The following is a 16,774-nucleotide window of genomic DNA, read 5'->3' as shown; positions in this document are numbered from 1 at the left end:
AAACAGTCAGCACAGGGCGACAGAAAGTACAACCCTCACGGCACATGCTCAGTGCTTAACTGACGACACGCCGTAAGAACGAAAAGGAAAATTTTTAACTCCTTCACAGGATCAGCACTGTTCCTGCTATCCCTCCTGTACATCGCCCTGGTCGTTTCTTTATATCTCTTCTGATCTGCCGCCGGAACAAACCGGACCGGACCGGCAGAACGCCGGACCAGCCCCTCTCTCTCAGATCATCTCAAGCGGAACGCGCCGGGACGGCGGCGGAAACGCCTTATCCAGAACAGCAAGATCATCATCCGAAAGACGGATCTCCACAGCCGCCGCATTCTGGCGCAGATGCGCCCCGGAAGACGCCTTGGGAATGGCAATCACACCAGGCCGACGCAGAACCCAGGCCAGCGCGATCTGAGCCGGCGTCGCATCCCCCGAAGACGTTTTATGACGCTTCGCCACAGTCGCCAGGGCCTCATGCCGCAGCAGATCACCCCCCTGCCCGATCGGCGAATACGCCATCGTCACAACCTGATTCTCCCGGTCCCGGTCCAGCAGGTCGAACTCGACCCCGCGATGCTCAAGACTGTAGAGAATCTGATTGGCAACACACTGATCCCCGCCCGCAGCACGCTCCAGTTCCGTCATGTCGCTGACATCGAAATTCGACACGCCCCACCGGCCGATCAGCCCTTCATCACGCAGCGTCTCAAACGCCTCAACCGTCTCGGAAAGCGGAACCGAACCGCGCCAGTGCAGCAGATACAGATCAATATGATCCGTCCCCAGACGACGCAGGGAGTCACGACACGCCCGCGCCACACCCTTGCGCGACGCATTGGACGGCAGAACCTTCGTCACAAGGAAAATCCGGTCCCGAAGCCCCGCAATCGCCTCCCCGACCAGACTCTCAGACCGGCCATTGCCATACATCTCAGCCGTATCAATCACACGCAGACCAAGCTCAATACCCGCCCTGAGGCTCGCAACCTCCTCAGCACGCCGGGCAGCACTGTCGCCCATATTCCACGTACCCATGCCCAGCGCAGGCACCTTGTCACCGTTTCTGAACGTCACATCTGCAGACATGATGAATCCTCCTGACATAAACAGCGCAACGACAGGAAAAACGTTCCATCACGGAAATCGTCCCGAAACCTCCGCCCCGACCGCATCCGCCCCGGAACACTCCCGGAAAGCCCCCCGCAGACCATCCGCATTTCCTTGAAAATAAACACTATTTCATGCCAGAAAAAAAACCGGAACACATAAAACGGCCCGCCCGCACACAGGGCAACGCCAATCCGGGAACAGATATGGACTACCGCATACAGGAAGCAGATTTCAGCCTCCCCGAAGGCAGCCTGGACCAGAGCCTGAACGTCCTGACCCTCATGCCGGAAAACGCCTCCCCCTTCAGCCTCACTATCTCAAGAAAACCGGCAACCCCGGGTCAGAATCTGGCAGAACACGTCGTCGCGAATATCATGACCGCAGAAGACCAGGACGACGGCTTCGATCTGCTGTGGAAACGTACGGTCGAACTGGACAGCCACCCGGCCATCATCCTCGCCACACGTATCGGCAACCACAGCCAACCCGTCAGCCTGCGCCGGATCTGCGTCCTGCACGGCCCCGTATTCCTGACCATCACCGCAAGCGTTCAGGGCGATTTCGCATCCCCGCAACTCGACGCGCTGAACAGCTTCAGACGCAGCTTCCGCTTCACAAAACGCCCCGCACCCGCCCCTCAACCCGAATCCAACCCGCAGACAGGCCAGTAAGCGGCAACCCGCAAACAAACCCGAACAACCGCCGCCATCCGCGCTATGATCCCCCCATGACAGCCCGAAGCACACCCCCCCTCATAGGCCTGACCCTCGATCATGAACCCGGGGGCGAAGGCCGGTACTCCCGCTTCCCCTGGCTGGCCATAAGAGAGAACTACCTCTCCGCCATCGAACGCGCCGGAGGCCTCGCCGCCGCCATCTCGCCTGCCCCGGACCTGGCACCCGCCCTGCTCTCAAGACTGGACGGGCTGATCGTCACGGGCGGCGCCTTCGACGTGGACCCCGCCCTCTACGGAGACCAGGACCGGCACGCCTCCGTCAGCCTCAAACCCGGCCGCACCGCCAGCGAACTCGCCCTGCTGCAGGGCGCGCTCGCATGCGGGATGCCGGTCCTCGGTATCTGCGGCGGCATGCAGCTCTTGGCCGTCGCTCTGGGCGGACGCCTGATCCAGCACATCCCCGACGAAATTCCCGACGTGCTTGCCCATGAACAGCCAGGCCCGCGCGATCAGCCCGGACACACCATCCGGCTCCTCCCCGGAACCCGCCTCGCTGCCCTCACCGGCAGCACGGTCATGCAGGTCAACTCATCCCACCACCAGGCCGTAAAATCCCCCGGATCCGCCCGCATCTCCGCCATCGCCCCCGACGGCGTGATTGAAGCGATCGAAACGGACGAAAAAACATCAGAAAATAACGATTTTTACCCGGGTAAATTCTGCATGGGCGTGCAATGGCATCCGGAATTCGCTATCGATCCGGGCGACGAGAAACTCTTCCAGGCATTCGTGGCAGCCGCGTCGGACTACGCCGCACAGAAGGAGATACCCCGGTGAACAAGCCCGCGCATGAACCGGACGCCACGGACCGGGGCGAACGCATCGCCAAATGGCTGGCCCGCGCAGGGGTCGCCAGCCGCCGCGACGCCGAACAGATGATCGAGGCCGGACGCATCGCCCTCAACGGCCGCAAGGTCACCCACCCGGCCACGTTCGTCACGGAAACGGATGTCGTCGCCGTGGACGGAAAACCGGCAGACAGCCCCGAACGCTCCCGCCTGTGGTGCTATCACAAACCGGTCGGCCGCGTGACAACCCACAAGGACCCGCAGAACCGCCCGACCGTTTTTGAGGCCATGCCCGAGGAGATGCCCCGCGTGATCAGCATCGGGCGGCTCGATATCAACAGTGAGGGACTCCTGCTGCTCACCAATGACGGCGGACTGGCACGTCGTCTGGAGCTGCCCTCCAACGGCTGGCTCCGCCGCTACCGCGTCCGCGTCTTCGGCGTGGTGGACGAATCCCGGCTGAGAGCGCTGGCAAAAGGCAGCGAGTTCGACGGCGTAAGATACGGACCGATCGAGGCCGGGCTGGACTCGGTCAAGGGCGACAACTCCTGGCTGACCGTCTCCCTGCGTGAGGGCAAGAACCGGGAAATCCGTAAGGTGATGATGGGGCTGAACCTTCATGTCAGCCGCCTGATCCGCCTGTCCTACGGCCCGTTCTCCCTGGGCGAGCTGCCCGCCGGCGCGCTGGAGGAAGTGCCCGCGAAGATGATGCGTGCCGTCCTCCCCCGCGATACGGAAGCCGCCTCCCCGAAGCGGAAGCCTGCACCGCGCTCATGAGAATCATCGGCGGTGAACGGCGCGGACGGCTCCTGACCGCGCCGCCGGGACAGACCACACGCCCCACAGCCGACCGCGTGCGCCAGGCCCTGTTCGATATGCTGCTGCACGCCCCCTGGGGCGGAAGGGATCTGCTGGACGGCGTACAGGTGCTCGACGCCTTCGCCGGAACCGGCGCGCTGGGTCTCGAATCCCTGTCCAGAGGTGCGGCTTTCTGCCGGTTTTTTGAAACTGATCGCAGCGCCCTGCACGCCCTGCGCAGCAATATTGCGGATTGCCGGATGGAAGAACGCAGCCGCGTCACCTCCGCCGATGTCACGAAAGCAGCGCGGACCGACACCCCAGCATCACTGATCTTTCTGGATCCGCCCTACAGACGCAACCTCCCGGCCCTCGCACTGACTGCGCTGCACCGGGGCGGATGGATCGCACCGGATGCGCTGATCGTGGCGGAAACAGCCGCCGATGAACCCTGCCCCGTCGATGAGCAGCGCCTGCTGGCCGGACGCCGCCACGGTGCCGCACATCTGTGGATCTGGCGGGAAAACTGACAATGGCGGAAACCCTCACCGCACGGGCAGAGCATGAGGTCGAGATCAGAAAAAGCCGCTTCCTCGCCCGTGCCGCTCCGGTCGGAGACGAGGACGCAGCCAGTGCGTTCATCCGGGAAGTCAGCGATCCGGATGCACGACACAATTGCTGGGCATGGAAAATCGGAGCCCGCTACCGCAGCGATGACGACGGAGAGCCTAGCGGAACCGCAGGCCGCCCGATCCTGCAGATGATCGAAGCCCGTGGGCTCGATCGCGTGGTCGTGGTCGTGACGCGCTGGTTCGGCGGCATCAAGCTCGGCGCGGGCGGACTGGTCCGGGCCTATGGCGGAACGGCAGCCGAATGCCTCCGGCTCGCCCCGCGCATGGAACTGATCCCGCAGACGATCCTGGCATTTCACTGCCCGTTTTCAGATCACGCAATGATGCATGCCCGGCTCGGAGACATGCAGACAGAGATCGTGTCCGAAGATTTCGACGCGACCGGCGCACGGATGAATATACGTGTCCCCGAAGCGGATGCACAGACCATCACTCTGCGGATCACGGATCTGACACGGGGCCACGCACAGCCACGCCAGCCGGAAACCCAGCAGGAAAGCAACATACGGCCATGATATCTGCGGCAATACGTGCGGGCGAATACCATACGAAAGGGGATGCCATGCAAAAGGAAAGACTTCTTTCCACCCGCGGCTCATGGCAAAGTCGCGCCGTCCATGGACCGGAGAGAAAGACCAGGCTGATGAACGGAACCGATCGCAGACGCACGCTCTTCCTGTGCGCAGCCGTGCTGTCCCTCTCCGGGCTTGCAGCCTGCGCGCCGGAAATGGGACGACGCATTACCGACACGGACATCTCATGTCTTCGCGCGCAGACAGGCAGCTCCGTCGGGCTGAGCTTCCCCCTCGCCGCAAATATGTGCCAGCGCACCACCGCCCATAACTACATGTTCGGCGAGCAGAACGCGAAGCCCATCCCGCTGGACCTCAAAGGCGCACCGGACCTGCAGAAACAGGCCGATGAATACGGCTACAGCTACACCCGCTGAGCCGACTCAGGTCTCAAGCTCGGTGTCCCAGTACAGATAGTCACGCCAGCTTTCATGCAGGTGATTGGGCGGAAAGGCCCGGCCGTTCTCCTGCAGCAGACGGCTGGACGGCTGCGAGGGTTTTCGCCGCGGAAACATGCGGATCTCGTGAGGCAGACGCGATCCCTTGAGCAGGTTGCATGAACTGCACGCCGTGACGATATTTTCCCAGGTCGTCCGCCCGCCCCGGCTGCGCGGAACCACATGATCAAACGTCAGATCCTGCGCCGGAAGCCGGTCATCGCAGTACTGACAGGAAAAATTATCACGAAGGAACAGATTGAACCGCGTGAAGGCCGGTTTCCGCGCGGCAGGAACATATTCCTTCAGGGCAATCACGCTCGGAAGCCTGATGGAACAGCTCGGTGAGCGGACCTCGTGGTCATACTCACTCAGCACGGACACCCGGTCGAGACAGACAGCACGGACGCTGTCCTGCCAGGACCACAGAGAGAGCGGAAAATAGGACAGAGGCCGGAAATCGGCATTCAGGACGAGAGCCGGATAATGCGGAACAGCCTGATGAGTGCAGACAGCGGTCAAGGCGCTTTCCTTCCCTGAAGGACGCGACGACCGGACCTGGCGTCATCTTAACTCTTTGAACCTGAACGCCGTGCGGATCGTGCGCCTGTCGAGAGTGGTTTTGCGAACTATAAGCCCTGTTCACGCCAGGTGACAAGAAGACCTGGCCGGAGCCGCACGGTCTCCGGCCTCATCGCCATCTGAAATTTTTATGAAAAGACCGTCAGTGTCCACTCCGCTTCCCCCTGAACCGGCGGAACCGCCGTCAGCGGTACGGCATTGGGCAGACGGACATTGGGCACAAGCCCCATAGCAGACCGTATGGCACGAAACAGCGCCCCGTGCGCCACGATCAGAACGGTCCCCTCCCCCTGCGTGGCCCGGTTGACAGCAGCCACGGCCCGGGCACGAAGCTCCGCGAAATTCTCAGCTCCCGGCGGCGTGAATGTCCCGGCAACCCAGTCATCATACCAGTCCCCCATCGGCTGGCCTTCCTGCTCACCGAAACAGACCTCCTCCAGATCTTTATCCGTCGTAATGACAGGAGCCCTGCCATCCGTCTGCAGGTAAGACGCTGCGATTTCAGCCGTCCGCAGGGCCCTGCTCAGCGGAGAGGACACGATCCGCGCCACAGGCAGCACACCCGGAGACTCTTTGTGCAGAACGCTTCCGGCTGCATGGGCCTGGGCAATACCGGTTTCATTCAGCGGAATATCCGTGCGCCCCTGGGACAGCCCCTGCCTGTTCCAGGCCGTTTCTCCGTGACGAAGATACCAGAAACTCTTTCTGTCCAGCAAAACGCCGCTCCTTCCCCTTCATTACAGCGGGGCAGATACCCCTTCAGCAGGACGCAGCATAAACCTGGTCAGGGCTGATGTGCCACACCCCCCTCAGGTAAGGCATGATCCGACCCGACACGGCCATGACGTTTCGCGGCTCTCTCACCCGTACCGGCCCCGATCCCCAGGATCGTATCATGCAGCCGGTCCAGCACATCATGCATGCTGTCATGAAGCAGATGACCGTCCCGACCGACCACTGTCACGGTTGCCGTCATACCCGCCGAAAGCTGTACACCCGGCGGAATGTCATCAATCTGCACGCGCACGGGAATACGCTGGGCCAGCCTCACCCAAGTGTAGACCGGATCGACATCCGGCAGACCCTGCACGCTGTTCTGCGCATTAGCCGTGGCAATACCGCGCGTGATGCTCAGCACATGCCCGCTGATCGGCGTCCTGTATCCCATCAGGTCAAGACGCACCCGGTCCCCCACGCGGATCGACGCAACCTTCGTCTCCTCGAAATACCCGTCCACCCACCAGGACGTGCTGTCCAGCACCGTGATGTTGGTCTGCCCGGCTGTCGCGAAATCACCGATCCGCATCGTCAGATTATTGACGTAACCCGTCACGGAACTGCGGACATGCGTCCGTTCCAGGTTGATCTTCGCCTGAGCCAGCCGTGCCACGGCCTCCGCATAAAGCGCCTGCGCCACCTCTGCCGAAGCCGCAAAGACCTGCTTTTCCTCCTGAGAGGCCGCAGCCTCGCTCAGCTGCGCGCGCCTGGTATTCTGCGAAAGCTTGATATCAAGCTCCGCCTTTCGCTGCCCGACCAGAGCCTGCGCCGTCGCGATCGCAAGCTGAAAATCATAGGGATCGATATCGTACAGAACATCACCCGCACGGACGAACTGATTATCCCTCACATGAATCCCGACAATCGGGCCCGAGATACGCGGAGCGATATTCGCCACCTGCACGCGCACCTGCCCGTTCCGCGTCCACGGCGCGGCAGTGTAGTAATCCCACAGGACAAACACGACGATCGCCGCAATCCCGAGGATCACCAGCGTAATCGTGATCTGAATCGTGCGACGCAGTTTCTCAAACACGAAAGGAACCCTTTTTCCGCAGACGGCGCATATCAGAGAACGGCAAGAAACACTCCTGTCAGGATCAAGAAAATACCGAATTCAGCAAGCGGCATATTCCATACGAATCTGGACAGCCCGATCCTGGCAAACAGAGGACGGAGTATCAGCAGCACCGTAAAGGCCAGAAGAACATGAACGGCAAAACCGGAAACCAGCAGTCCCCCGACATCGTAGACCAGCTTCATCTCACCCACCATCGCGTCGCCCGGAACCAGTCCGTCTCCTCCGGAATGATCCGGTAGTGCCGCAGCGCGGACGCATTCGACTCCAGCAGCAGAACTGCCGCGCACATTCCTGAAACGGCCCTCAGAGCCGTCGTCATCTGCCCGCGGGGAAGAGGCCCCGAAGCCCGCAGAAAATCCTCAGCTGTCCTACGCAGACGCGCCGCAGGACAGTGCGGATCGCTGATCAGCAGAGCGGCACGGGCCTCCCGCGCAGCCTCACCCAGTCCCGGAATGGCTGCCGCACGATCCAGATGCCTCCGGGCACGGGCCAGAGCTCCGTTCAGAGCCGCAAATGCAACGAAGCGCTCCAGAACACGAGTCCGGGATTTCGTCTCAGGCAGATAGCTGCTCCAGTTCATGAAATGCCCCGCCCGATCATAGCTTCTGGAAATAAGCCAGGACGCCGCCTGATGTCCGCCCTCGCGCATCTGCGCCTTCAGCTCCAGAGCAATTCCCATCGCAACACGCATCCGGCGTGCTCTGGCCTTCGGCGGAAGCAGCAGGACAAGGGAGATGAAGATCATCACGCCGGAAAAAATATACTGCATGTTCCGGTCCACGAATGAGACCGGATCATAGGTTTCCGTATTGCTGACCCCCATCGTCGCGAAATAGAACACGCCGAAAATAAACCCGGCACTCTTCGTCTTCGCGTTCATCATCAGAATACAGCTGAGGAAAACCGGGAAGATCGTCACCAGAGCAAGCCACTCCACTCCTTCCCCCAGCGGATAGAGATAATACCGGAAAATCCCGCCGATGATGACCGACATCACCGTCCCGATCACATTCCCCGCGCCGAAACCGATCACGTCATAGGTTGTCGCCGCAAGGGTCAGGATCACGCAGAGCTGGGAAAGCGCCATAAAGCTTTCGGGAATACCGGACCAGATACAGAGCCATGCCATCATGCTGTAGCCGATCAGCAGCCGCCCCCCGTTCAGCAGCGCCAGAACAACATCCTCATGCACCGCGACAGGAAAAACCGGCGGCGTCACACCCGCCCCGCGCCCTGAGCGCACTGCGGAAATTCCGTCCGAAGTCCAGCGTTCATGCGCAAGAAGCATCATCGCCTGCTCGATAAACCACGCCGATTCCAGAGTAAGCCCGTCACCGGGCGCATCCCGGGCAATGGCCTCCAGCCTGTCCATCGCCGCACGGGAGTCTGCCTCTTCCGCATATCCGGCAAAGACCTCACGCACGGCCTCCACGACGGGTGTCGCCACCAGCCCGCGCTCCAGCGCCCGCGCAACCGATCTGCTGCTCGTCAGAATCTCCAGCATCGACACCATCGCTGACCGCGCACCCGCCAGCCTTATGCGCGCATCCTGCAGCTCGGTCTGGGCATAGGACAGCTCGGTCGTCAGGGCGATGACCGACCGTGAAATCCCCACCGTTGTCGTGGCGTCCGGAGTGGAGCGCCCTGCAAGCGCATTCGCCGCAACCTTATGCACCCGGTCTGCAAGCGCACTGAGCAGCTCCGTCAGCCGTCCCGCCGCCGTCGGAGAGCTGAAAGCAATGCTGAGCGCCGCGGTAACGGCTATTCCAAGCGCGATCGCCGATACACGGTTGATCGTCACGTCAAAGATCCGCGCCGGAGCGTCAATGCCACCGATGGAAATGATCGCCACGGTATATCCCGCCAGCAGCGCGCCATAAGCCCGGAAATCGCGATTGACAGAGCCGACGACGCTACAGCCCGCCAGCCACAGACCGATGGCCCCGAGCAGAACCGACCGGTCCTGGCTGAAAAGAGATGTCAGGAGGATCGCTACAACCGCGCCGACCAGCGTTCCCAGAAGACGATACAGGGATTTCGAAAGAATCTGCCCCCGCAGCGGCTGCGCCAGGATCATCACGGTCACGGCCGCTGTCCCGGGAGAGGAAAACTGCAGCCAGAAAGCCAGGACCAGAGCCAGAATGACAGACAGCCAGATCCGCAGGCAGAACAGAAACCAGCCCGGCGTAAACCAGCCACGTGGCAGCCGCGGTATCCACATCAGGGACTGAACCACGTCCCCCGGCTGCCGCAGGTACTGCCACCAGCCCCCCTGCCGTGCGGCCCCTTTTCCGGCTGCGGAGTCCGCTGCTGACTGCCCGGCAGTTACGGTCACGTCATCCCCTCCGATCTTCCGGCCACAGGACCGGGTCACCCTCCGTTCAGGCTCTAGCTGCCCGGACGGAAAAGAGGGATAACAAAATATGTTTTCCCATGCATGACGGGGAACCGTGTCATGCGGAGATCATACGCGGGATCAGTTCCCGCCCGTCAGCATTTTCTCATAAACCCGATGACGCTTGGACGGCTCAGGCACGATACGCTCAATCAGACCGCGCATGGGCGTGTTGGTCTCAAGCACCCAGCCCAGCTCGATCCGGCGATAGGGCAGCGTCCGGCCGCGCTTCATCAGCTCGGAAATCATCAGCGCCGGCAGCATCGCCCCCAGCGCCGTGCCCGTCACCTCCCTGCTGACCCCCAGAAGAATGACACGGGCCGAGGTGAATTTATGCCGCAGCAGCCTCCAGCCCAGCTTCAGCCAGCCCGCAGGAGACGGCGCGCCGCCAAGATCTCCCGCCACGTCAAACAGGTTGGGCAGCACCAGCGCAATGGCCACCGGCACGCCTGCCTTCTCCACAAGAACCAGAAGCTCGTCCCGCAGGAACGGTCTGATATCCCGGATCAGCCCGCGGATTTCTTCCTTCGTGATGGGGACAAATCCCCAGGTGTTCTCCCACGACTCGTTATACAGCCGCCGGAGAATCTCCCCGTCTTCCTCAATATTCTTCCGGTTCAGCTGCCGGACGCTCAGATCTCCCAGACGTCCCTCACCCGGGGTCAGACCGCGCGGCAGCCGATGCGCCGCCTCTGCATCCGGACCGGTCTCCATAATGTAGGACAGCAGATCCATGGCCTGACGAAATCCGGCGGCCTCAACTGCTCCGGCCAGCCAGACGGGATGCCAGGGCATGGCCAGCATGGGCGGCACCATCTGCCCTTCCGTCATCAGGCCATACTCACCATTGGTGTTCAGGGCACACGGACCGAGCATCCGCTCCATCCCCTGATCCCGCAGCCACTGTTCGGCCGCATCAAGCAGTGCAGCGACGATCTCCGGCTCAGCCGCATCAAGCGCGCCGAAATATCCGGTTTTCTGACCACCCCGGGCAAGCTGCAGCTCATCAACCTGCGCGGAAATCCGTCCGACCGGACGCTCCCCCTGCCAGGCAAGAAAATACTGCGCGCGACCGTGCAGAAAAAAAGGATTATACTTGGGGCTGAACACGTCGCGCTGCTGCATGTCCAGCGGCGACACCCATCCGGGCAGACCTGCATAGAGACGGCGGGGGAGCGTGATGAAGGTCTTCATCTGCGCCGGACCCGAAACCGGTGCAATCAGGAACCTGTTCGGATCTGTCATCTGTGCTCCCGAGCTCTGCGCTCATCCGGCTTCCGGATGTTCCGTCCGCCCCCTGGCGCACGAAAATCTTTCCGATCTGTCATTAATCCGCAGGGCAATAATACGGAAACGATCCGCTGTCATGTCTTTCGCGACAGAAACGTACAAAACTGCTATCAGAACGGCCCGATGAACGCTCTCCTCTTTCCTGCCGCTGCTCTCGCCGAAATAGCAGGCTGTTTTGCCTTCTGGGCAGTACTGCGCGAAGGGAAGCCCCCGTTGTGGCTGGCCGGAGGAAGCCTGTCCCTGCTGCTGTTCGCCTTTCTTCTGACACTCTCTCCCGCGAATACGGCGGGACGCAGCTATGCCGCATATGGCGGGGTCTATATCCTCACCGCTCTGTTATGGTTATGGGCAGTCGAAGGCGTCCGGCCGGATGCCCGGGACATGACCGGCGTACTTCTCTGTCTTGCCGGAGCAGCCCTGATCCTGTTCGGCCCGCATAAAAACTGAAGCCCCCTCTTCTCAAGGTCCGGTCTCAATGAAACACTCCGCGAAACCCGCACCACGTCCGTTCAGAACCATCCTCATCACCGGAGCCTCCGGCGGGATCGGTTCCGAACTGGCAAAATACTACGCCGCACCGGGGAAAACCCTGATCCTCTGGGGACGCAACAGCGAGCGCCTCGAAGAAGCAGCCGCTCCCTGCCGCGCTGCCGGAGCCGAAGTGATCGTCCGTTCACTCGATCTGGCCGATCCCCGTGCCGCCATCGCCGCACTGCGCGAGGATGATGAGGCCCATCCGATCGATCTCATGATCTGCAATGCCGGGCGTTCCGATATCCGCCGCAGCGGCGATATCGTGGAGCCGGCGGAAAGCGTGATGGCTCTGGGTCTTATCAACTATACGACCCCGGCCTCCATGACGATGGCGGCAGCAGAGCGGATGCAGAAGCGCGGAGGCGGCTCCATTGTCCTCATCGGCTCTGCGGCAGGCTTCCACGACCTGCCCTTCGCCGCGGGATATTGCGGTTCCAAGGGAGGGCTGTTCCGTTTCTCGCAGGCCGCACGTCTCGGGCTTGAGCCCGTCAACGTCCGTCTGACCTATGTGGCCCCCGGCTTCGTGGATACCGACATGTGCCGCCGCCTGACAGGCCCCTACCCCTGGCTGGTATCGGTGCAGGAAGCCGTAAGAAATATCACCCAGGCCGCACGGAACGGGGAGGCCGAGTGCATTTTCCCCAAACAGTTCCGCTTCCTGCGCCTGCTCCCCGGACTTCTGCCCCGCAGGCTGCAGGACCTCATCATGAAGCGTATTGAATCCGATCAGAAACCTCGCAGCGACGAGATGTGAACGAACGGTCCTGATCTGCGTTCATCCCTCTGCAGCCCGCAAAGGCTGCATCCGGAACTGCGGAGGGATGGCTTGTGGATCAGATTGCCTGCGCCGATATCGGCGGGACGAACGCCCGGTTCACGCTGGCCCGTATCCATGACGGACGTGTCGAGGATCTTGATGCACCGCTGATCCTGCCTGTCCGCGATTTCCCGGATATCAGCAGTGTGTGGAATGCGTTTATTGACCACATAGGCGGCAGGCCGCCGGAGCGGCTCTCTCTGGCCCTGCCCGCTCCTGTGGATCAGGCGGAAATCACCATGGCCAATAATCCATGGACGATCGTCCCGTCACAGCTTGCCGGCATGCTGGGCCTGCGGGAATGCCTTCTCCTCAATGATTTTGAAGCCATCGCCTGGGCGGTCGATGCCTTCGAACCCTGGCATCTCCCCCGGCTTTGCGGTCCTGACAGCGGATTACCTGACGACGGCGTCATCATCGTGATCGGGCCGGGGACAGGTCTCGGCACCGCTGCCATCGTGCGCCGGGACGGCACCAGCCTCATCTGCGGGGCGGAAGGCGGCCATATCGGATTCGCCCCGTCCAGCCCGTTTGAGGACCGCCTCCTCAGTCATCTGAGATCGCGCTACGGCCGTGTCTCGGCCGAACGCGTGATCTCCGGCCCCGGCATCATTCCCATCTGCGAGGTTCTGAGCGCCGACAGAGGTCTCTCCTTTCACGCAGAGGAAGATAAAGATGTCTGGCTCCGTGCATTATCCGGTGAGGATGCGATGGCGGAAGAGGCAATGTCACTGTTTTGTGAAGTTCTGGGAGCGTTTGCCGGTGATATAGTCTTAGCGTGGCGTGCATCCGCTGTCGTCATTGCCGGGGGACTCGGGAAGAGACTGACCTCCGTACTTCCCTCTTCCGGTTTTACAGAGCGCTTTGCAGCCAAAGGGCGCTTCGAATCCATGCTGCGGCAGGTTCCGGTCCGGCTGGTCCGTCATCCGGAACCGGGACTTTACGGCGCAGCAGCAGCCCTGGCGGCCCGTCCCGAGAGGTCCTGAGTCAGCAAACGGGAAGCCCGCGTAACGGTAGTGACAACAATAATCCGCACCGTTTTAATCCTGAAGAATGATTTTTTCTGATCCATTTACCGGGCGTTAATTATTCTCGCCTGAAATGAGGACATCTCAGCAGATGGAGAAAAGAAATGTCCCATATTCACACTATCGATGATCTCATCCGTGAACACGGCGAGGCTGCACCCCACGTTGCCGCAAGCCAGGCAGAATGGGCCATCATGCGTCGTGATGAAGCAAGAACCAGAAAATGGCTTGACCTCTTTTCCGAGGCGACCAGCAGAACACGCAATCTGAAATCTGCCTCTATCTGAAACCCTTTCTGCAATGGCGGCTTTTCCTCCAGTTCAGCGCCGCCATTGCCTCCTCTCTCCCCAAGGACTTTGGTCCTGCGGATGATCAGTCGCTCCGAATAGCCTGAGTTTCCTATCACTTTCCGTGACTACGCGATGACAACACTCTCTGATCTGCAGTTTCACGCAGTATCGGGACTGGTCACAAATATTTCCTGAAGCGCAAGCAGGAACGAACTCAGGGTGCCAGCATCATTCGTCAGGAAAAATATTCAGCACATTCTTCGCACTGATATCTCTGCTGGGTAGAACAACTCTGCAGACCATCCCCTTCTCTTTCCTCTCTGTCTGCGATGATCACAAGCCCAGATCCCTGTATCCGGCAGAGCCACACTATGGCTTGCCGGATACAATCAGAAGCAGATCAGAATCAGGTGGAAGACCCGTCTGCGCCTGTCTCGTCCTTCTCATCCTGAGACGGCTGAATCCCGGTTGCGGAAGCAATCACGCCTTCATCACGCAGAGCCTTCCAGAGCATGAGGCGCGCGGTATTCTGTACGCCACCCACATCTCTCGGAGAATCAGTCTTTCCGCTGGCGGTGAAGGTCACATAATCCTTGCCGACATCGGAAATCGTAACGGACGGCTCAGGCTGGGACAGCAGGCCCGGTATCTCCTTCAGGGTCGCGTTCAGAACCTTGAAGGCAAGGCGCGTATCGATGGTAAACGGCAGGCTGAGGTCAATGGAGGCCGCCCCCATCGGATGCCCCTGCGTCACGTTCTTCACTGCCGAGGTGATGAACTGAGAGTTCGGCACGATCATCGTCGAACCATCCGCCAGACGCAGATCCGTGGACCTCACGCTGATTCGCCGGATATCACCCCGGGCTCCGCCGATCTCTACAAGATCGCCGATCGTCACCGGCCTTTCCGCCAGCATGATGATGCCCGAGACGAAGTTCTGAACGATGGACTGCAGACCGAAGCCGATACCGACGGACAGCGCACTGACCACCCAGGTCATGCTCTGCACAGTGATTCCCAGTGAGGACAACGTCGCAAGCCCGACCAGAATCCATGCGGCATAGGAAATGATCGCCGTAATGGATGTCTGCGCGCCCACATCAAGCTGTGTCGTGGGAAAGAGCCTCCTGTTCATCCATTTCTTGAAGATTCTGATCAGATATCCTCCGATCACCGGAATGGCGATCGTCCTGAGAACCACGCCATAGGACAGGCTCACCTGACCGATCTTCTGACCGAACAGAAGACTGCTGATATTGGCCTGCAGGGTGACAGGATCGAAACTGCCGCTCGATTCCGCTACAGCGACAACCATCAGAACAAGGAAAACTGACAGTATGCCACTGAGGATAACCGCCCCCTGATCGAGAAGGCGCGGGGGAAGACCAAGTCTGACCAGCTGACGTCCCAGCGGGCCGGAGGAAATCAGCAGAACATTACAGATATCCTGAATAACGACCCACAGCAGGGATGCAGTCAGAAGTGTGATACCCATAGAGCTGAGCCAGGACAGCGTAAGATAGCTCGCCGGAATGAAGCCGATCACGGCACCTGCAATACACAGTACGGCAACGAGCGTCGCGATGGTCCGGGCAATCTGACCAAGATTCCCCATGCGCTCCGCAACCGGATAACGCGCAAGCGCACGCGGAACGGAGATCAGAAGAGGTCCGGCCCAGAAAACAAAGAACACATCAGCAAGCTGCACGGTAAACGCGCCGAAATCTCCGGAAATATCAACATAACGCGTCAGACCACGCAGAAGGAGAAGCATGGAGAACCAGAAAGGAAACAGACTCAGGGCCTTCGCCGCCTCGTCCGTAACCGGCACGACCCGCCACTCCTTCATTCCCGGAGAAAGAAGACCGTTACCGAGCGCAAAGGCAAAAACACTGATCGGAATCTGAGAAGACAGCACGTCCAGAAATCTCAGCGCGCTGTTATCCGACATCGCATGCCCGGCATTCAGCCCGCTCAGCAGAACATGCACGGCCGCCGCTGCCAGAAGCGCCGTCAGCAGGGCATGTGTCGCTCTGGCGACGGTCACACGGATACGCCCCTCCGGAACGAAACGGACGGCCAGCAGAACCGCAGCCCGGCGGCTGAACAGGGAGGCCACAAGAAGTATGATAAACAGGGCCGTGGTGCCCAGCGACAGGAAGATATGGTCCGGTGACGTTGCGAACGCCATCAGATCCTTCGCATCCTGCCAGTAGCTTTTTATGGCCGCGACGGTGCCCGGCCATTCCCGGCTAATACCGACCCAGAATGCGGGTGCCGGCAGAGGCGGGAATTTCTGGAACATCACCTCCTGCTGAACGACGTCGCCCTTCCTGCTCAGAAACGCGACCAGCTGTTCAGCCTCGACAGAATACAGACGCGCACGGACCAGACGGTTTTTCAGGTCCGTCTGGGCATTCGTGATTCTCTGCCTCTGAAGGGTGATCTGCTGCGTCTCCCCTTCCGTCGGTTTGCCGATCACATCCAGAAGAGACTGAAAAACCTTTTCATATTCCTCCAGCCGGGCAACGATCTTCTTCGTGTCATTATCAACCTGGGTAGCTTCACGGATGGCCGTCGTCACCTGTCCGGAACTGCCGGGGGAATCAGGGTCGATCTTCATCCGGACGATCTTGCCGAGCGTCTCCTCATAACCGGCCAGCATCGCATCCGGTGCCAGCGTTGAAGGCCCGACAACCAGTTTTGTCCGCTCATCATCCGCAAACCCGGAACGCAGCGGAATGAAGGCAGACAGGCAGAACACAGAAAGACAGAACAGGACACGAAGCAGACGGTGCGACATATTTCTTCCTTACAGACCAGGCACACACCTCACCCGGAGATTTACCCGATGTTCGGGAACCGTGTCCTATACTAAAGTCGTGCAGCCCAGAATGTTCCCGACCC

General features: G+C 60.6%; 18 protein-coding genes. 10 read left to right on the top strand and 8 right to left on the bottom strand.

Annotation, left to right across the window (positions count from 1 at the left end; translation table 11 throughout):
• Nucleotides 1–231: 231 nt before the first annotated feature.
• Complete coding sequence (locus LOC54_RS01760) at nucleotides 232–1,086, bottom strand: aldo/keto reductase (protein WP_279312101.1); 855 nt, start codon at nucleotides 1,084–1,086, stop codon at nucleotides 232–234.
• Nucleotides 1,087–1,313: 227 nt separating this feature from the next.
• Here LOC54_RS01760 and LOC54_RS01755 point away from each other — a divergent pair, with 227 nt between their 5' ends.
• The 6 genes from LOC54_RS01755 to LOC54_RS01730 all read left to right on the top strand — a co-directional run bounded on the left by LOC54_RS01755 (nucleotide 1,314) and on the right by LOC54_RS01730 (nucleotide 5,013).
• Nucleotides 1,314–1,781: a DcrB-related protein gene (locus LOC54_RS01755; protein ID WP_279312100.1), complete on the top strand. Its 468-nt coding sequence runs from the start codon at nucleotides 1,314–1,316 to the stop codon at nucleotides 1,779–1,781.
• 56 nt (nucleotides 1,782–1,837) lie between these two features.
• The gene (locus tag LOC54_RS01750; RefSeq protein ID WP_279312099.1) at nucleotides 1,838–2,623 is read left to right on the top strand and encodes a gamma-glutamyl-gamma-aminobutyrate hydrolase family protein; all 786 of its coding nucleotides are present in this window, start codon (nucleotides 1,838–1,840) and stop codon (nucleotides 2,621–2,623) included.
• The gene (locus tag LOC54_RS01745) at nucleotides 2,620–3,411 is read left to right on the top strand and encodes a pseudouridine synthase (RefSeq protein WP_279312098.1); all 792 of its coding nucleotides are present in this window, start codon (nucleotides 2,620–2,622) and stop codon (nucleotides 3,409–3,411) included. Before LOC54_RS01750 ends, LOC54_RS01745 begins: the two co-directional genes overlap by 4 nt.
• Nucleotides 3,408–3,962, top strand: coding sequence for a 16S rRNA (guanine(966)-N(2))-methyltransferase RsmD (gene rsmD, locus LOC54_RS01740; protein WP_279312097.1), 555 nt, complete (start codon nucleotides 3,408–3,410; stop codon nucleotides 3,960–3,962). Before LOC54_RS01745 ends, rsmD begins: the two co-directional genes overlap by 4 nt.
• Before the next feature lie 2 nt (nucleotides 3,963–3,964).
• The gene (locus LOC54_RS01735; protein ID WP_279312096.1) at nucleotides 3,965–4,579 is read left to right on the top strand and encodes an IMPACT family protein; all 615 of its coding nucleotides are present in this window, start codon (nucleotides 3,965–3,967) and stop codon (nucleotides 4,577–4,579) included.
• Nucleotides 4,580–4,707: 128 nt separating this feature from the next.
• Nucleotides 4,708–5,013: a hypothetical protein gene (locus LOC54_RS01730; RefSeq protein WP_279312094.1), complete on the top strand. Its 306-nt coding sequence runs from the start codon at nucleotides 4,708–4,710 to the stop codon at nucleotides 5,011–5,013.
• Between the two features lie 6 nt (nucleotides 5,014–5,019).
• Here the strand turns inward: LOC54_RS01730 and LOC54_RS01725 are convergent, their stop codons facing one another.
• The 6 genes from LOC54_RS01725 to LOC54_RS01700 all read right to left on the bottom strand — a co-directional run bounded on the left by LOC54_RS01725 (nucleotide 5,020) and on the right by LOC54_RS01700 (nucleotide 11,153).
• A complete protein-coding gene (locus LOC54_RS01725) occupies nucleotides 5,020–5,595 on the bottom strand; it encodes an HNH endonuclease (protein ID WP_279312093.1) in 576 nt (191 codons plus the stop codon).
• 188 nt (nucleotides 5,596–5,783) lie between these two features.
• A complete protein-coding gene (locus LOC54_RS01720; RefSeq protein ID WP_279312092.1) occupies nucleotides 5,784–6,371 on the bottom strand; it encodes a histidine phosphatase family protein in 588 nt (195 codons plus the stop codon).
• A gap of 68 nt (nucleotides 6,372–6,439) precedes the next feature.
• Nucleotides 6,440–7,468, bottom strand: a complete 1,029-nt coding sequence (locus tag LOC54_RS01715) for an HlyD family secretion protein (protein WP_279312091.1) — start codon at nucleotides 7,466–7,468, stop codon at nucleotides 6,440–6,442.
• 32 nt (nucleotides 7,469–7,500) lie between these two features.
• Entirely contained in the window at nucleotides 7,501–7,707 is a 207-nt protein-coding gene (locus LOC54_RS01710; protein WP_279312090.1) for a DUF1656 domain-containing protein, read from the bottom strand.
• A complete protein-coding gene (locus LOC54_RS01705; protein ID WP_279312089.1) occupies nucleotides 7,692–9,848 on the bottom strand; it encodes an FUSC family protein in 2,157 nt (718 codons plus the stop codon). The genes LOC54_RS01710 and LOC54_RS01705 overlap by 16 nt, the downstream gene beginning before the upstream one ends.
• Before the next feature lie 141 nt (nucleotides 9,849–9,989).
• On the bottom strand, nucleotides 9,990–11,153 hold the full coding sequence (locus tag LOC54_RS01700; protein WP_279312088.1) for a hypothetical protein: 1,164 nt from the start codon (nucleotides 11,151–11,153) through the stop codon (nucleotides 9,990–9,992).
• A 168-nt stretch (nucleotides 11,154–11,321) separates the two neighbouring features.
• Between LOC54_RS01700 and LOC54_RS01695 the strand changes: the two genes are divergently transcribed.
• The 4 genes from LOC54_RS01695 to LOC54_RS01680 all read left to right on the top strand — a co-directional run bounded on the left by LOC54_RS01695 (nucleotide 11,322) and on the right by LOC54_RS01680 (nucleotide 13,864).
• Nucleotides 11,322–11,645 (top strand): YnfA family protein, encoded by a 324-nt coding sequence (locus LOC54_RS01695; protein WP_279312087.1) that lies wholly within the window; start codon nucleotides 11,322–11,324, stop codon nucleotides 11,643–11,645.
• Between the two features lie 28 nt (nucleotides 11,646–11,673).
• A complete protein-coding gene (locus LOC54_RS01690) occupies nucleotides 11,674–12,486 on the top strand; it encodes an SDR family oxidoreductase (protein ID WP_279312086.1) in 813 nt (270 codons plus the stop codon).
• A 74-nt stretch (nucleotides 12,487–12,560) separates the two neighbouring features.
• Complete coding sequence (locus LOC54_RS01685) at nucleotides 12,561–13,535, top strand: glucokinase (RefSeq protein ID WP_279312085.1); 975 nt, start codon at nucleotides 12,561–12,563, stop codon at nucleotides 13,533–13,535.
• Between the two features lie 146 nt (nucleotides 13,536–13,681).
• Complete coding sequence (locus LOC54_RS01680) at nucleotides 13,682–13,864, top strand: hypothetical protein (RefSeq protein WP_279312084.1); 183 nt, start codon at nucleotides 13,682–13,684, stop codon at nucleotides 13,862–13,864.
• A 409-nt stretch (nucleotides 13,865–14,273) separates the two neighbouring features.
• On the opposite strand, the gene LOC54_RS01675 is transcribed toward LOC54_RS01680, so the two are convergent.
• Nucleotides 14,274–16,670 (bottom strand): mechanosensitive ion channel family protein, encoded by a 2,397-nt coding sequence (locus tag LOC54_RS01675; RefSeq protein WP_279312083.1) that lies wholly within the window; start codon nucleotides 16,668–16,670, stop codon nucleotides 14,274–14,276.
• Nucleotides 16,671–16,774 lie beyond the last annotated feature (104 nt).

The sequence above is a fragment of the Acetobacter sp. AN02 genome (genome assembly GCF_029759835.1).
In the GTDB taxonomy this organism is placed as follows: Bacteria; Pseudomonadota; Alphaproteobacteria; order Acetobacterales; family Acetobacteraceae; genus Acetobacter.
The sequence above is the reverse complement of the archived record's forward strand: the minus strand, read 5'-3'. Positions and strand labels throughout refer to the sequence as shown.